The sequence below is a fragment of the Halobellus captivus genome (genome assembly GCF_003697845.1).
Lineage (GTDB): Archaea > Halobacteriota > Halobacteria > Halobacteriales > Haloferacaceae > Halorubrum > Halorubrum glutamatedens.
Genome location: NZ_RDQE01000004.1, coordinates 161,033 through 176,305 on the forward strand (window position 1 = coordinate 161,033; position 15,273 = coordinate 176,305).

The following is a 15,273-nucleotide window of genomic DNA, read 5'->3' on the forward strand; positions in this document are numbered from 1 at the left end:
ACGCGCGGTCGGCGTGGCCGTCGGTTTCACGGCTGTCGGCGGCCGGCCGTCGGTTTCACGGCCGACGGCGTCGGCGGTCCTCAACTTACTTGGACGCAGCCGGACAGGGTCCCGCATGGAACTCACCGTCCTCGGCAGCGGAAGCGCGATGCCGGTCCCCGAACGAGTCCAGGCGGGGTATCTCCTCGAGGACCACGGGGACGATACCGACAGGTCGCTGCTCGTCGACTGCGGAAGCGGCGTGCTGCATCGGCTCGCCGACACCGACACCGGGTACGAGGGCGTCTCGACCGTCCTGCTCACGCATCACCACCTCGACCACGTCGCCGCGCTGCTCCCACTCGTGAAGGCACGGTGGCTGGCCGGTGAGGAGCACCTGGAGGTCGTCGGCCCGACCGGGACCAAGGCGCTCGTCGACGGCCTGTTCGACGTCCACGACTACCTCGACGGGCGGATCGACGTCGCGATCCGGGAGGTCCCGGCGGGGCGGGCGTTCACCGCGGGCGGGTTCGACGTCGTCGGCCGCGACACGCGTCACTCGATGCCGGGTCTGGCGTATCGGTTCTCGCCGCCGAGCCGCGAGGGCGAGCCCGCCGAGGGGCCGCTCACGCTGTCCGGCGACTCCGAGGCGTTCGCGGGGCTCGCCCGGTTCGCGGACGGCAGCGACGTGCTCGTCCACGACTGCTCGTTTCCCGACGGAACCGACGTCTCGAACCATCCGACGCCCACGTCGCTCGGGGAGTCGCTCTCCGACGTCGACGTCGGGACGCTGCTGCTCTCACACCTGTATCCACACACCGGCGGCCGCGAGGCGGAGATGGCGGCGAGCGTCCGGGAAGCGGGCTTCGACGGCGACGTTCGGGTCGCCGCCGACGGACTCCGAGTCCGTATTCCGTGAGACTACTCGATAATACAACAAAGTTATAATCGCGCGGCGGGAGGCGGTCCCATGGCCTTCACGGACGACCTCCTTGACGCGGGGTCGACGATCTGGGCGGCACAGCTCGACCATCCGTTCGTTCGCGAATTGGCCGCCGGCGACCTCCCGGACGCGGCGTTCCGCCGGTGGCTCGAACAGGACTACCTGTACCTCTTCGAATACGCCAGAACGTACGCGGTCGCGGGCGCGAAGGCCCGCGAGGAGTCCGCGATGGCGACGCTGCTCGGCGGCGCGGACGCCGTGTTGAACGAGGAGCTCGACCTCCATCGGTCGTTCGCGAGCGAGTACGGGATCGGTGAAACCGGCCTCGAGGAGGCGACGAAGCTGCCGACCTGCGAGGCGTACACGAGCTTCCTCGTTCGAACCGCCTACGACCGGCCGGTTCCGGTCACGGTCGCGGCGTTGTTCCCGTGTATGCGGGGATATCTCGACGTGGCCGACTACATGGCGGAACTCGCCGACGAGGAACATCGGTACACGCCGTTCATCGAGACGTACACGGGAGCGGAGTTCCGGGCGGAGACCGCCTCGCTCCGTGAGATCGTCGACGACTACGCGGCGTCGTATCCCGGCCACCGGGACGCGATGCGCGAGGCGTTCCTGGCGAGCGCCCGGCTCGAACTCGCCTTCTGGGAGATGGCGTACGCGGGCGAGGAGTGGGGCGCACGCGCGTCGCCGGCTCCCGGAACCGAACGGGGTTGACGTAACTTCTCGAAGTTACGTTCCGGCCGTATCCACCCGGATGTTTAAACGTTCGTGCGGGTATCACACGGTATGGCCGAGCCGCTCGCGGACGATTTCGGACGGGAGGTGACGGGCGTGCGGATCTCGCTCACCGACCGGTGTAACTTCGACTGTATCTACTGTCACAACGAGGGCCTCGGCGACACGCGCGGACCGATGGAGCCGAGCCCGGACGAGATGAGCGCCGACGACGTGGTCCGCTTTCTGGAGGTCGTCGAGGGGTACGGCGTCGACTCGGTGAAGTTCACCGGCGGCGAGCCCATGCTCCGGCAGGACTTGGAGGAGATCATCGAACGCACCCCCGACTCGATGGAGGTGTCGATGACGACGAACGGGACCTTCCTCCCGGGGCGCGCCGAGGACCTGAAGGCGGCGGGGCTCGACCGCGTCAACGTCTCACAGGACGCGCTCGACCCCGACGACTTCGCCGAGGTGACGAAGTCTGGCGCGTACGAGCAGGTCCTCGAGGGCGTCCGAGCCGCCGTCGACGCCGGGCTCGACCCCGTGAAGCTCAACATGGTGGTGTTCACGCACACCGCGGGCTACGTCGAGGAGATGGTCGACCACGTCGCCGAAAACGAGGGGCTCCAGCTCCAGCTCATCGAGTACATGCCGGAGCTCACCGGCAAGCCCGAGTGGAACGTCGACATCGGGCGCGTCCACGACTGGCTCGCCGAGGAGGCGGATCGGGTCGAACACCGCGAGATGCACGACCGCAAGCGGTACTTCGTCGGCGAGGACGCGTCCGGCGAGGGCGGCGGGATGGTCGAGATCGTCGACCCCGTCGAGAACGAGGAGTTCTGTGCCAACTGCGGCCGCGTCCGCGTCACCCACGAGGGCTACCTGAAGGGCTGTCTCAACCGCAACGACGACCTCCGGTCAATGGGCGAGATGAGCCGCGAGGAGATCGCCGAGACGTTCGAGGCGGTCGTCGAGAACCGGGTCCCCTACTACGGCGAGTACCTGGTCGAGAACGACGAGGGCGAGTACGAGTTCAACGAGAAGTACCTCGGGACGCCCTCGACGGCCGACTGAGACTTTTTCGACAGAGATCGGTTCCGCCACGGATCGGTTCCGCCACGGATCGGTTCCGCCGCGAGACTGATGCGGTGGCGTGCGCCTGCGAGCGTCCGACAGGGCGCGAGCCAGCACGCGCGAGGGAGTCGGCCGCGACGAGGGCGACCGAAGGGAGCCCGACGGACGCGGCCGACGAGGCTGGGGAGGCATGAGGTGCGGAGCCGTTGCGGTGCGGTGTGGTTCGGGTGGGATTCAAAGGGGCAGTCGCGAGGGCGACGGCGCGCGACGCTTTCGTGAGCGAAGTGAACGAAAGTCAGGGAGTCGCAGCCGGCGAGCACTGCGAGCCGGACCGTCTCCCACGACAAGGACCGCAGGAGCGAACGAAGTGAGCGACGAGGACCACAGCGAGCGCACCGAGCCCTCGCGACTGGGGCTTTGGATGTGTTCTCCGTGATCACGTCTCCGACTCCGTACGGACGAGCGGCTGGGGCTTTAGAGACGGTCACTGCGCCGGCAACGACGCGTTTCGACCGAGGACTCACGAAGCCGACGACCCGTGAGCCGTACTCGTTCTCCTACATCGACGACGTAAGCCTACATCGACGACGTGATCCCGCCGTCGACGCGGAGGTTCTGGCCGGTGACGTAGCTCGATTCGTCCGAGAGTAGGTACGCGACCGCGTCGGCGATCTCCTCGGTCCGTGCGGGCCGCCCCATCGGGATCTCCGCTCTCGTCTCCTCGTCGACGTCGTAGCTGTCGACGAATCCGGGCTGGACCGTGTTCATGCGGATCCCGTCCGCCGCGTATCGGTCGGCGTAGAGCTTGGTGTAGCTCCCGAGGGCGGCCCGCAGCACCGACGACACGGGGAAGTCGCTCGACGGCTCGAACGCCGAGAACGTCGAGATGTTGACGATCGCCCCGCCTCCCCGTTCCTCCATGATCGGCGTGACGAGCCGCGCCATCCGGATCGTGTTCATCAACACGAGGTCCATTCCCTCGTACCACTCCTCGTCGGAGATCTCGATCAGGTCGCCCGAGGGCGGATGCCCGGTGTTGTTCACCACGGCGTCGACGCGGCCGTACCGCTCGTGGGTCGTCTCGACGAGCGCCGCGAGGTCGTCGGGATCGGTCACCGACCCTTCGAACCCGTCGCCGCCGAGGTCGTTGGCGACGTCGACCGCGCTGCCCGACGGCGACAGCAACACCGGCACGTACCCGTCGGCGCTCAGTCGCCGAGCGCAGGCCTCCCCGATGCCGCTTCCCGCCGCCGTCACGATCGCGACCCGAGTGTCGTCCATACGAGCGATCTCGGGAGGGTGGACATAATACCACCGGGGCACCTGGTTCGAAGACACCGGCCGCTCCGATCCTCATCCCTCCCGATGACGAGCACGACGGGATTCGAACTCGATGGCGAGACTCGCTTCGCTCGTCTCGCGTAGTTCGAATCCCTGTATCGCTACTGCTCGCTTCGCTCGCAGATAGCGAGCACGATGGGATTCGAACCCACGACCATCGGATTAGAAGTCCGACGCTCTATCCTGGCTGAGCTACGTGCCCTCGGATCGGTCATCCGGGCGGGCGGGTAAAAACCGTCGTGGTTCGTGCCGCCGCGCCCCGTGTGCGGACGCCAACGGCAAGCCTAAGTCCACGACACCGGTAGCCCCCGGTAATGAACGTCATCGGTACCGTCGGCCTCCCGGGAAGCGGCAAGGGTGAGGCGGCGAACGTCGCCGAGGCGGCCGGCGTCCCGGTCGTCGTCATGGGCGACGTGATCCGCGAGGAGTGTCGCGCTCGGGGCCTCGATCCGGCCGAACACCACGGACGGATGGCCGGCCTCCTCCGCGAGGAGGAGGGTGACGACGCCATCGCCGCCCGAACGATCCCGCGTATCCGCGAGGCAGCCGACGACGCCGAGGCGGAGACGGTCCTCGTCGACGGCCTCCGCTCCACCGTCGAACTCGAGGCCTTCCGCGAGGCCTTCGGCGACGAGTTCACGCTCGTGGCGATCCACGCCCCCTTCGAGCTTCGCGCCGAGCGGCTCGGCGAGCGCGGCCGCGACGACTCCGACTCCGACCTCGAGGCCCTCCGCGAGCGCGACGAGCGCGAGATCGACCTCGGGCTGGGCGAGACCCTCGAGCGCGCCGACGTCGAGATCGACAACACCGGGACGCTCGAGGCGTTCCGCGAGCGGGTCCGCGAGGTACTCGGCGTTGCGGCCGAGAGCGACCTCCACACAACCGGACCTGCCGACGCACAAGGGGGAGAGAGCCCGTGATATACAGCGTCGACGTCCGGATCGTCGCGCCGGTCAACGACACCGAGGTGACGGACCGGGTCGCCGACGCGGTCCGGAACGTGTTCCCCGACGCCGATCCGGTCCACGAGGACGGCCGCCTCGTCGCGGAGGCACACACCCTCGACGCGTTCTCCGACGTGCTCCACGAACAGGAGATCCTCGACACCGCGCGGCGGGTGTTCCTGCGAAACTCGACCGACGACGGCTTTTCGTTCGCTTTGAAGAAGCAGGCGGCCTTCGAGGGCGTCGTCAACTTCGCGGTGGGCGATCCGGACGAGCTCGGCGACATCGACGTCGACGTTCGCGTTCGCGAGCCGGACGTCGAGTCGTTCATCGACTACGTCGCACCCGAGACCGACGAGGGGCGGCCCGTCGACCCGGTTCGAGAGTACGGCGACCGGTTCGATCCCGAGAACGGGTACTGACGCACCGGCGACGCCCACAGACTCACGCCCGATCCGGTTCTCGGTTCCCCCTTCCTCTATTCGTCCGTGAGAAACGTCGCGGCCGCGCCGCCGAGCGCGCCGAAGCCGGCGGGGTAGACGATTCCCGCGAGCAGGCCGGCCGTCGGGAGGATCGGGGCGATCGTCCCGTCGCCGATCGAGTAACCGAAGACGACGACCCCGAACAGCGCGAGCGGCAGGTACCCGACGGCGACGAGGCTCCCGGCGAGAGCGCCCTCGGTCGGCTCAGCGGTCGACGCGAGCCGCCCCGCGAGGAGGCCGGCGGCGAGCAGGAGAACCGGCGGAACGAGGTACATCGCCGTCAGCGACCCGGCGTCCGCCTCGGCGACGAAGTTCACCACTCGGGTTCCGCCGAGCGGGGCCGGCACCTCCGTGGCGACGAGGTGTGCGTTGTAGAACACCCACCCGACCGCCTTCCACGCAGGGATCGGGTCGCCGCCGAAGAGGTCGGCGAAGACGTTGAAACCCCGGAGCTGCTCGCCGACGCGGCCCCGCTGGGTCGCGTACACGACCAGGTAGCCGAGGACGTACGCCGCGAGTCCGCTCGCCGCACCGACGAGGAGACGCCGCATCGTATCCGAACGCTCGGTGGTGGACATGGTCGCGAGTCGTCGCGGACGCGGTAAGTGCTTGGTGGACCGACGGCGTCGATGACCGGGATCAGTGACGTCGGCGACCGGGGTCGGCGTCGTCGACGAGCGAGGTCAGTCGCCGGTCGCCACCGTCTCCGAGGGGTCGACGACGGAGCCGCCGAACTCGTCGACGCCCACCCGGTCGCACAGGTCGTACAGCGGACACGCCTCCGGGTCGTCGAGACAGGCGGGATCGCGCGCGGAGCAGTACTCCCGGCCGAACTGGATCATCGCGGTGTGTCCGAAGCCACACTTCTCCGGTGGCACCTCGGCCTCGATGGCCTCGCGGACCGCCTCGTGGTCGGCGTCGGGCGGGGCCAACCCCATCCGTCGGGCGATCCGGTGAACGTGAGTGTCGACGGGAAAGACGCCGCCGCGGCCGCCCGCGAAGAGCAGGACGCAGTCGGCCGTCTTCGGGCCGACCCCGTCGACGGACAGCAGCGTCTCACGCACCTCGCCCGGGTCACCCTCGGCGACGAACCGGTCGAACGATCCGGTGGAGTCGAACTCCCGGAGCACCCACGCGGCCGCCTCCCCGATGACCGTCGACTTCCGGTTGTACAGTCCGGCGGACGCGATCGTCTCGGCGAGCTCGTCCCGGTCGGCGTCCGCGAGCGTCCCGGCCAGCCGCTCGGCGGGACCGTACCGTTCCATCAGCGAGTCGTGTGCGGGCTGGCTCGCCTTGTCGGACGTATTCTGTGAGAGGATCGTCCGGACGAGACACTCGAACCCGTCACGGCCGCCGTACGCCTTCCGCCAGTACAGCTCGCCGAGTTCGTCGACGACGGCCTCGGCACGGGAGTCGCCGTCGCCGGGCTCGAACTCGTCTATCTCGCCCCCGCCGCCCGGGCCGCCGCTGATGTTCTCGACCGGTTCGTCGGGCATGGTCGTCGGTTGTGCGTGATCGGGCAAAAGGCTCGCGTCCGTGCCGGACCGGAGATCCGGGATCCGTCCCGGGCTCCGATTCAGGATCCGGCTCGCGATCCGCCCCTCCGGCAGGTTGAAACCGATCGCCCCGTAACGGAAACCATGAGCGTCGAACAGGCCCCCATCGAGGAGCTCGGACGAGAACTCGGCGAGCGGATCGCGGCGACCCCCGAGTACGAGCGCTTCGAGGAGGCACGCGAGGCGGTCCAGCACGACGAGGACGTCCAGGAACGGATCGACGAGTTCGAGCGGATCCGCGCCGAGTTCATGCAGGCGCGCCAGACCGGTGACGCGACGCAGTCCGACCTCCACCGCGTCCAGAACACCCAGGAGGAGCTCCACTCGATGCCCGCGATGAGCGAGTTCCTCGACGCACAGGACGACCTCTCCGACCGGCTCGAGTCGGTCAACGAGGCGATCTCGGAGCCGCTCGCCGTCGACTTCGGCGGCGAGGCCGGCGGCTGCTGTCAGGACTAGCCTCCCGGCCGACCGCTTCTCCGACCGTCCCTTTATCTCCCATAGCGACCCAGCCCGTCGCGTGATAGCCGTCGCCGGCGGAAAGGGTGGAAGCGGAAAGACGACGACGACCGTGGGACTCGCGCGGGCGTTCTCGCGACGCGGCGCTCCGGTGGTCGCCGCGGACGCCGACTGGGACCTCCCGAACCTCGCGGAGCTGGCGGACGAGACCGGAACGCCGGTCGCGACGCCGGAGTCTGCTCGTTCCGGAGCGGTCGAGTCCGAAACGCTCGAGGCGGAGCCCGTCGGGAGGGAACCGGTCGGGTCGGGGAAACACCTGACGGTCACGCGGGTCGCCCGCGGGAAGCGGCCGGTCCCGGTCGATCGTCGCGAACCGGTCGTGCTCGACGCACCGGATCGGCCGCGGGAGCACGACGCGGCCGTCGTCCTCGCCGATCTCGACGACGTGGTTCCCGAGGACGCCCCGCTCCTCCTCGACTGTCCGGCGGGAGCGTCACCGGACGTGGCGGCACCGCTGCGCGCGGCCGACCGGTGCGTGCTGGTGACGCCGCTTCGCCGGCCCGCGCTTCGGGACGCCGCGAAGACCGCGGCGATAGCTCGACGGCTCGAGTGTCCGCCCCTCGGGATCGTCGTCACCCGTACGCGATCGGTCCCGGACGCGGTCTCGGAGCTGTTCCGCTGTCCGGTTCTCGGCCGGATCCCGGCGAAGTCGCCCGTACCGCTCGAGGACGCGGCGGTCGAGGCGGCGTACGACTCGGCCGCGGAGACGCTCGTCGAGACGTACGGTCGCGACCGGTGGCGGATAGCGTGAACCGACGGCGGAGCGTCGAGTCGGGTCGTCGTCGGGTCCGGGTCACCGACAGAGCCAAACGTCCGGGCGAGTCAGTTGCGCGCATGGAGCGGCTGCCGACCGGGATCCCGGTCCTGGACAGGGAACTCGACGGCGGGCTCCCCGCCGGGAGCGTGGTGACGTTGAAGGCCGACCCGGCCAGCCAGTCCGAGCTGTTCTTGAACACCTTCGCGGGCGTCCGGGAGAGCCTGTATCTGACGACCGTCCGGTCGGCCGGGGCGGTCGAGAGCGGCCTCTCCGCGTCGTCCGTCGAGACCGGCGACCCGGTCGTCGAGACCGTCGACGGCGAGGATCCGATCGAGAGCGTGCGCACGTACCTGCCGTCGATCCCGGACGACGGAACGGTGATCGTCGACTCCACGGAGCCGCTCGAGAACGCGGACCCGGTCCGGTATCGGTCGCTACTGACGGACCTCGGTGATCGAGTGGTCGAGACGGAGGCGACGGCCGTACTCCACGCGCTCAAGAGGGGCGGCGAACGGTCTCGAAACCGGCTCGCGACCGAACAGGTCGCGGACGTCGTCTTCGACCTCCGGACGGTCGTCACGGGGACCGCCATCGAGAACCGCCTCGCGGTGCCGAAGTTCCGTGGCGGGGCGGCACTCGAGGAACCGGTCAAACTCAAGCTCACCGACACGGTCTCCGTCGACACGAGCCGCGACATCGCCTGAGCGACCGGTGGGGACGGGGACGAGGGACGGCCGCGCGGTCGATCTCTACAGAAGGCCGACCACGAGCACGACGACCCCGACGCCGAGTGCGGCCGCCGCCCAGTTGCGCGGTGTGTCCCCCGGCCCGTACGGCCCGCCCTTCCGCGAGAAGAGGTACGCGGCGTACACTCCGAGCGGCGCGAGCGACGGTAGCGTGCCGACCGCTATCCCCGACACGACGCTCGAGAGGACGGCGACGACGATCGTCGCGGCACCCGCGGCGGCGGCGACGACGAGGTCCTCGCGTGCCCGTTCGATCTCCATACTCGCGAGTGACGGTCAGGGTACCCAAAAGGATCGGTTCGATTCGACGAGCGCGCGACTCGGCGGACGCTTACTCTTCGTCGAGTTCGTCGTCCAGTTCCTCGGCGATCTCGTCGGCGTCGACGTCGATGTCCTCCAACGCCTCCTCGATGTCGCCGGCACCGGCGCCGCCCATGCCGCCCATCATGCCGCCGAGGCCGCCCATGCCGCCGCCCTCGATGACCTCCTCGACGACGACGCGGTCGAGGTCGAGACGGCCCATGAGGTCCTGGGCGATCTGCTGTTTCTGGAACATCCACTGCTGGTTCATCTGCATCGCCTGGGTCGCCGTGACGTAGAGCACGTCCTTTTCGACCTCCTCGGTCTCGACGACCTCCTCGCCGTCGTCGTCCTCGGTGACGGTCTCTTCCTCCTCGGTAACGGTCTCGATCCGGACCTCGGGGGCGTCCTGGAGGTACATCCCGAGCATGCCGGCGGCCTTCTCCTCGCGGTCCTCGATGACCTCGAGCACCTCGTACTCGTACTCGAGGTCCTCGCCGGCCAGCGGGTGGTTGAAGTCGACGCGGGCGCGGCCGCCGATGATCGTCTCGAGGTGGCCCTGGCGGTTGTCGATCTGGACCTGCGCGCCGGGGTATCGGCTGTCCTCCGGGATCTTGTCCGCCTTGACCGTCTCGACCTCGTCGGGGTCGTACTCGCCGAAGGCGTCCTCGGCGGGCACGTCGACGGTCCCCTCGTCGCCGACGGACTTGCCGATCAGTTCCTCCTCGACGGACGGGAAGACGTGGCCGGCACCGAGCGCGACGATTCGAGGCTCGAAGTCGTACTCGTCGGTGTCGATCTCGGCCTCCTCGGCGACGTCCTCGTCGGTCGTGTCGATGACGTCGCCGTCGTCGGCCGTCCGGATGGTGTAGGCGAGTCGGACGAAGTCGCCGTCGGCGAGTCCGGCGTCCTCGGTCTCCGGTTCGGCGTCCGATTCGGCGTCGGCCTCTTCGGCGCTCTCGGCCGCGTCCGCCTGCTCCTGATCGCTCATAGCGGAACATCACCCGTTACACTCTTAAGGCGCACGGTTCGGGTCGGAACCGTCCCGTCGACCTTTTCACGGCCCCCGGCGACGCGGACGTATGTACGAGGTCGAGATCAAGGTCCCGGCGTCCCTCGAAACCGTCCGGGACCGGCTCCGCGAGGTCGACGCCGACCCCGTCGAGATCCGCCGGCAGCGGGACGTCTACTACGACGCGCCCCACCGCGACTTCGCCGAGACCGACGAGGCGCTACGGATCCGACGGGAGACGGCTCTCGAGGGACGGAACGGAACGGGTGAGGGATCCGGCGGCGGGGAGTCCGTCCGTCTCACCTACAAGGGGCCGTTGGTGGACGACGGGTCGAAGACCCGATCGGAACACGAGACCGGAGTCGACGACGGCGAGGAGCTCGCGGGCGTCCTCGACGGGCTCGGATTCGAGCCCGCGGCGACCGTCGAGAAGCGCCGTGAGTACTGGCGCTTCCGGGGGTTCACCGTCGCGCTCGATTCCGTCGAGCGGGTCGGCGAGTTCGTGGAGATCGAACGGGAGGTCGAGGCCGCGGACGCCATCGATCCGACTCGGGAGGCCGCGGTAGAGACACTTTCGACGCTCGGACTCGACGCGGAAGACCAGGTCCGGACCTCGTACCTCGGGCTGCTGCTCGCGGAAGACTAGGCGCCCGCCTCGTCGTCCTCGGGTCGCTTCAGCGAGAGGGCGGTCCGCTCGAACGAACAGACGAGTACGTCGTCGTCGTCTCCACCGTCGTCCTCGACGTCGCCGTCGTCGCCAGCGTTTGCGACTTTGAACGCCTCGACGCGCATGGTGACGATCCCACGGTCGCCGTCGCTCGTCTCGCGTTTGTCGGTCACCGTCGATCGCGCCCGGATCGTGTCGCCGTGGAAGACGGGGTTCGGGTGTTCGACGTCGTCGTACGAGAGGTTGGCGACGATCGTTCCGTCCGTCGTCTCGGGGATCGAGACGCCGACCGCGAGCGACATGGTGTAGAGGCCGTTGACGAGCCGTTCGCCGAACTGCGTGTCGGCCGCGAACGCCGCGTCGAGATGGAGCGGCTGCTGGTTCATCGTCATGTCACAGAACCGCTGGTTGTCGGCCTCGCTCACCGTCCGCCGCCGTCGGTGTTCGATCGTCTCGCCGACCTCGAACTCCTCGTAGTAGCGTCCCGTCATACCGAATTCCTCCACGGGCGGTCACATATCGCTGTCGACCGCGCCGGTCGTCTACCATCGAATCGGTGACCGCCGGTCCCGCGATCGATTTATTGTCCGACCGTGAGGAGGCACCGACATGTCTCGACGGAGTCTCCTGTTCTCGCCGGGCGACCGACCGGATCTGATGCGGAAGGCCCCCGAAACGGACGCGGACGTGCTGTGTTTCGACCTGGAGGACGCGGTCGCGCCAGCGCGCAAGGACGACGCCCGCGAGGCGGTCCGCTCGGTCCTCTCGGATCCCGCCTTCGATCCCGACGCGGAGGTATGCGTGCGTCTGAGCGCGGGCGAGCCCGACACCGATCTCGACGCGCTCGTCGATCCGAACGGGACGGACGGCGGGAGCGGTCGGGACGGCGGGGGCGGCGGCTCCGAGACGGGGGACGATCTCCGACTCGACGCGGTCATGCTCCCGAAGGTCGAGGCCGCCGCGGCGGTCGATCGGGTCGCCGATTCGTGTGCCGACCGCGGGATCGATCCCGTCGTCTTCGCGCTCGTCGAGACCGCGGAGGGAGTCCTCGCCGCCGGAGACATCGCGAGTGCCGCGGCGACGACGGCCCTCGTCTTCGGCGCCGAGGACCTCGCCGCCGACCTCGGCGCGACGCGGACCGCGGAGGGAACGGAGATGCTCTACGCCCGCGAACACGTCGTCCTCGCGGCCAGCGCCGGGGACGTCGACGCGCTCGACACCGTTCACACCGACTTCACCGACGAGGCGGGGCTCCGCGAGGAGGCCGAGTTCGCGGCCACGCTCGGATACGACGGCAAACTGGCGATCCATCCGGACCAGATCGACCCGATCAACGGGGCGTTCACGCCGTCCCCCGATGAGATCGCGTGGGCCGAGGCGGTCCTCGACGCCCGAGACGCCGCGGACCGGGCGGATCGGGGGGTGTTCGCGGTCGACGGCGAGATGATCGACGCGCCCCTCGTCGTCCAGGCGGAGCGCGTGCTCGAGCGCGCCGCAGCCGCCGGGATCCGAGGGGACGACGGGGATGGGTGACGGACCGTGATCGGGGCGGCGTCCGCAGCCGCCACCGTTAACTCACGCGGTTGGGATGGTCCGGTATGAGCGAGGAGGCGAACCCGTACGAGAGCCTGAAAGAACAGATCGATGACGCCGCGGCGTACCTCGACGCCGACGAGGGTGTCATCGAGCGGCTGAAGAACCCCGAACGGGTGCTGGAGACCAACCTGACGTTCGAACACGACGACGGCTCGCTGGAGACGGTCCGTGCGTACCGCTCGCAGTTCAACGGCGACCGCGGCCCCTACAAGGGCGGGATCCGGTATCACCCCGGCGTCACCCGCGACGAGGTGAAGGCGCTCTCCGGCTGGATGGTGTACAAGTGCGCGGTCGTCGACGTCCCGTACGGCGGCGGGAAGGGCGGGATCGCGATCGACCCGGCCGACTACTCGACCGACGAGCTCGAGCGGCTCACGCGGAGCTTCGCGACGGAGCTCCGGCCGCTGATCGGCGAGGACCGTGACGTCCCCGCACCGGACGTGAACACCGGCCAGCGGGAGATGAACTGGATCAAGGACACCTACGAGACGTTGGAGAACACGACCGCGCCGGGCGTGATCACCGGGAAGGCGCTCGATTCGGGCGGAAGCGAGGGACGGGTCGAGGCGACCGGTCGGTCGACGATGCTCGCGGCCCGCGAGACGTTCGACTGGCTCGACCGCGACATCGAGAACGCGACCGTCGCGGTTCAGGGATACGGCAACGCCGGCTCGGTCGCGGCCGCCCTCATCGAGGACCTCGGCGCGACCGTGGTCGCCGTCTCGGACTCGAGCGGCGGGATCTACGACGCCGACGGCCTCGACGCACGCGGGGTCAAAGACCACAAGGCCGAGACGGGGTCGGTCTCGGGGTACGGCGACGCCGAGCCGATCACCAACGAGGAGCTGTTGACGCTCGACGTCGACGTCCTCGTGCCCGCCGCCCTGGAGAACGCCGTCGACGCCGACCTCGCGACGGACCTCGAGGCGGACGTCGTCGTCGAGGCGGCGAACGGACCCCTCACGCCCGGCGCGGACGACGTGCTCACCGAGCGCGGGACCTGGGTCGTCCCCGACGTGTTCGCGAACGCGGGCGGCGTCACAGTCTCGTACTTCGAGTGGGTTCAGAACCGACAACGGTTCCACTGGACCGAGTCGCGCGTCAACGAGGAACTCGAGCGCACCATCACCGATGCGTTCGACGGGATCGTCGAGGCCTACGAGCGTGAGGAACTCCCGAACCTCCGGACCGCCGCGTACGTCGTCGCGCTCCGGCGGGTCGTGAACGCCTACGAGCAGGGCGGCAACTGGCCCTGATCCGGACGCCGGACGCGCCGCAGCGTTCGCTCAGACGTCGAACAGCCGCTCGGCGTCCGCCGACTGGCGGCGGTAGATACCCCGTCCCTTCAGCCTGGGGACCGGGTGCGTGTGGAGTTCCTCGGCGTTCGTGTCGTATACCAGCGGGAACACGTTCGTCCGCCGCTCGGCGACGGTGTACGACGTCGCCGTCGACACGACCGCGTCGTCGGGGGAGCCGACGGCGAAGGCGACGTAGCCGATCGGGGTGGTGCCGTCCCGTTCGCCGAGCCGGGAGAGGATCTCGTCCCGGAATCGGTCGGCCACCTCGACGACGTCGTCGGGGTCGTAGTCGTCCGCGTCCGCGACGGCCGCGAAAAGGGAGACGCTCCCGACCGTCGGGTCCTCCTCGCGCGTTCGCCAGAGTCCGTCGAGCCCGGAGACGTCGCCGTCGATGAGGTCGAACCCGTGTTTCCGTCGGTTCGCAGCGACCGCCTCACGGTACCGATCGAAGTCCATGTCACCGACGAAGGGCCTACGTGGTAAAAAACGACATACATGGTGGCAGGACTCCCGTGTCGGAGTCGTGTGACCCGCGGCCGGTGTCCGGTCAGACCAGCTCGGCGTCCGTCACCTCGACGTGGCCGCGGTCGCCCTCCCAGACCGTCCGGTACGAGAGGTCGATCCGGCGGTTCATGTGGGGTCCGCCGACCACGAACGTCTCGAACTCCCCGCCCTCGCCGAGCGGATGGACGCCGTACTCCTCTCGAAGGTCGAGCAGCTCGTCGAGGGCGTCGGCGTCGTAACGCCGCCCGAGCCACGACTCGTCGAGGCCGTAGGCCGCCACCTGGACGATCCGGATCTCGAAGCCCGCCTCGAACATCGCCTCGGCGAGCGCGACGGGGTCTTTCCCCCAGAGCGGCGCGAAGAGGTCGATCCCGAGCCGGTCACACATCGCGCGGATCCGGCTGGTCTGGAACTCGCTCTCGACGGCCCCGGCGGTGACGCCCGCCAGACCGAACCCGTCGGTCGCGGCCAGCTCGCGGAGGGCGACCTCCATCGGCTCCAGCTCGGCGTCGCCCTGGGCGCCCGCGTCGTCGACGTCGTCGGCTCCGAAGTCGTCCGGTTCGACCTCCACGAGGTCGATCCCGACGCTCTCGGCGGCGAGTTCGGCCAGGTGCGTCGCCGGCGTGTGGTACATGTAGGAGTCGCCGGCGGGGTGAACGGTGAGGAGTCGCGAGACGTTCAGTCCCTCCTCGAGCGCTCGATACAGCGCCCACGAGGAGTCCTTTCCGCCCGAAAAGAGGCTCACCCAATGGTCGGTCATACCGTCGGTAGGGCGGGCGACGCTTAAAACGTCGAGGAAACGCGAGCACGCGGGCAGAACGGACGAGATACA

The 15,273-nt window shown here is 69.1% G+C and carries 19 protein-coding genes and 1 tRNA gene; 11 read left to right on the forward strand and 9 right to left on the reverse strand.

Annotated features, from left to right (window positions below; genetic code table 11):
- Positions 1-115 precede the first annotated feature (115 nt).
- The 3 genes from EAO78_RS06210 to moaA all read left to right on the forward strand — a co-directional run bounded on the left by EAO78_RS06210 (position 116) and on the right by moaA (position 2,719).
- Positions 116-898, forward strand: coding sequence for an MBL fold metallo-hydrolase (locus EAO78_RS06210; protein WP_122104979.1), 783 nt, complete (start codon positions 116-118; stop codon positions 896-898).
- 51 nt (positions 899-949) lie between these two features.
- Complete coding sequence (gene tenA, locus EAO78_RS06215; protein WP_122104980.1) at positions 950-1,642, forward strand: thiaminase II; 693 nt, start codon at positions 950-952, stop codon at positions 1,640-1,642.
- Positions 1,643-1,714: 72 nt separating this feature from the next.
- Positions 1,715-2,719, forward strand: a complete 1,005-nt coding sequence (gene moaA / locus EAO78_RS06220; protein ID WP_122104981.1) for a GTP 3',8-cyclase MoaA — start codon at positions 1,715-1,717, stop codon at positions 2,717-2,719.
- Between the two features lie 576 nt (positions 2,720-3,295).
- Here moaA and EAO78_RS06225 read toward each other — a convergent pair.
- Positions 3,296-4,000: an SDR family oxidoreductase gene (locus tag EAO78_RS06225; protein ID WP_122104982.1), complete on the reverse strand. Its 705-nt coding sequence runs from the start codon at positions 3,998-4,000 to the stop codon at positions 3,296-3,298.
- Positions 4,001-4,187: 187 nt separating this feature from the next.
- A tRNA-Arg gene (locus EAO78_RS06230) sits at positions 4,188-4,262 on the reverse strand.
- A gap of 112 nt (positions 4,263-4,374) precedes the next feature.
- On the opposite strand from EAO78_RS06230, the gene EAO78_RS06235 reads away from it, so the two are divergent.
- Both EAO78_RS06235 and EAO78_RS06240 read left to right on the forward strand, forming a co-directional pair.
- On the forward strand, positions 4,375-4,980 hold the full coding sequence (locus EAO78_RS06235; protein ID WP_122104983.1) for an AAA family ATPase: 606 nt from the start codon (positions 4,375-4,377) through the stop codon (positions 4,978-4,980).
- A complete protein-coding gene (locus EAO78_RS06240) occupies positions 4,977-5,426 on the forward strand; it encodes an RNA-binding domain-containing protein (RefSeq protein WP_122104984.1) in 450 nt (149 codons plus the stop codon). The genes EAO78_RS06235 and EAO78_RS06240 overlap by 4 nt, the downstream gene beginning before the upstream one ends.
- Before the next feature lie 56 nt (positions 5,427-5,482).
- Here the strand turns inward: EAO78_RS06240 and EAO78_RS06245 are convergent, their stop codons facing one another.
- Together EAO78_RS06245 and EAO78_RS06250 are read right to left on the reverse strand one after the other, a co-directional pair.
- The gene (locus EAO78_RS06245) at positions 5,483-6,064 is read right to left on the reverse strand and encodes a transporter (RefSeq protein WP_122104985.1); all 582 of its coding nucleotides are present in this window, start codon (positions 6,062-6,064) and stop codon (positions 5,483-5,485) included.
- A 105-nt stretch (positions 6,065-6,169) separates the two neighbouring features.
- Entirely contained in the window at positions 6,170-6,982 is an 813-nt protein-coding gene (locus EAO78_RS06250; protein ID WP_122104986.1) for an endonuclease III domain-containing protein, read from the reverse strand.
- Positions 6,983-7,126: 144 nt separating this feature from the next.
- Here EAO78_RS06250 and EAO78_RS06255 point away from each other — a divergent pair, with 144 nt between their 5' ends.
- From EAO78_RS06255 to EAO78_RS06265, 3 genes are all read left to right on the forward strand, one after another.
- Positions 7,127-7,501, forward strand: a complete 375-nt coding sequence (locus tag EAO78_RS06255) for a YlbF/YmcA family competence regulator (RefSeq protein ID WP_122104987.1) — start codon at positions 7,127-7,129, stop codon at positions 7,499-7,501.
- A gap of 61 nt (positions 7,502-7,562) precedes the next feature.
- Positions 7,563-8,312, forward strand: coding sequence for a MinD/ParA family ATP-binding protein (locus EAO78_RS06260; RefSeq protein ID WP_122104988.1), 750 nt, complete (start codon positions 7,563-7,565; stop codon positions 8,310-8,312).
- An 83-nt stretch (positions 8,313-8,395) separates the two neighbouring features.
- The gene (locus EAO78_RS06265) at positions 8,396-9,022 is read left to right on the forward strand and encodes an RAD55 family ATPase (RefSeq protein WP_122104989.1); all 627 of its coding nucleotides are present in this window, start codon (positions 8,396-8,398) and stop codon (positions 9,020-9,022) included.
- Between the two features lie 45 nt (positions 9,023-9,067).
- Here EAO78_RS06265 and EAO78_RS06270 read toward each other — a convergent pair whose 3' ends face one another.
- Together EAO78_RS06270 and EAO78_RS06275 are read right to left on the reverse strand one after the other, a co-directional pair.
- Positions 9,068-9,325: a hypothetical protein gene (locus EAO78_RS06270; RefSeq protein ID WP_122104990.1), complete on the reverse strand. Its 258-nt coding sequence runs from the start codon at positions 9,323-9,325 to the stop codon at positions 9,068-9,070.
- Between the two features lie 70 nt (positions 9,326-9,395).
- Entirely contained in the window at positions 9,396-10,355 is a 960-nt protein-coding gene (locus EAO78_RS06275) for an FKBP-type peptidyl-prolyl cis-trans isomerase (protein WP_122104991.1), read from the reverse strand.
- A 91-nt stretch (positions 10,356-10,446) separates the two neighbouring features.
- Here EAO78_RS06275 and cyaB point away from each other — a divergent pair, with 91 nt between their 5' ends.
- Positions 10,447-11,022: a class IV adenylate cyclase gene (gene cyaB, locus EAO78_RS06280; RefSeq protein WP_122104992.1), complete on the forward strand. Its 576-nt coding sequence runs from the start codon at positions 10,447-10,449 to the stop codon at positions 11,020-11,022.
- Here the strand turns inward: cyaB and EAO78_RS06285 are convergent.
- Positions 11,019-11,534 carry a MaoC family dehydratase gene (locus tag EAO78_RS06285; RefSeq protein ID WP_122104993.1) on the reverse strand — a complete coding sequence of 172 codons (516 nt, stop codon included), beginning with the start codon at positions 11,532-11,534 and terminating at the stop codon, positions 11,019-11,021. The genes cyaB and EAO78_RS06285 overlap by 4 nt on opposite strands.
- 118 nt (positions 11,535-11,652) lie before the next feature.
- Here EAO78_RS06285 and EAO78_RS06290 point away from each other — a divergent pair, with 118 nt between their 5' ends.
- Together EAO78_RS06290 and EAO78_RS06295 are read left to right on the forward strand one after the other, a co-directional pair.
- Entirely contained in the window at positions 11,653-12,576 is a 924-nt protein-coding gene (locus EAO78_RS06290) for an HpcH/HpaI aldolase/citrate lyase family protein (protein WP_122104994.1), read from the forward strand.
- A gap of 65 nt (positions 12,577-12,641) precedes the next feature.
- Complete coding sequence (locus EAO78_RS06295; RefSeq protein ID WP_122104995.1) at positions 12,642-13,895, forward strand: Glu/Leu/Phe/Val family dehydrogenase; 1,254 nt, start codon at positions 12,642-12,644, stop codon at positions 13,893-13,895.
- A 30-nt stretch (positions 13,896-13,925) separates the two neighbouring features.
- Here the strand turns inward: EAO78_RS06295 and EAO78_RS06300 are convergent, their stop codons facing one another.
- Together EAO78_RS06300 and EAO78_RS06305 are read right to left on the reverse strand one after the other, a co-directional pair.
- Complete coding sequence (locus EAO78_RS06300; RefSeq protein ID WP_122104996.1) at positions 13,926-14,393, reverse strand: hypothetical protein; 468 nt, start codon at positions 14,391-14,393, stop codon at positions 13,926-13,928.
- A gap of 91 nt (positions 14,394-14,484) precedes the next feature.
- A complete protein-coding gene (locus EAO78_RS06305; protein WP_122104997.1) occupies positions 14,485-15,201 on the reverse strand; it encodes a diphthine--ammonia ligase in 717 nt (238 codons plus the stop codon).
- Positions 15,202-15,273: the final 72 nt, after the last annotated feature.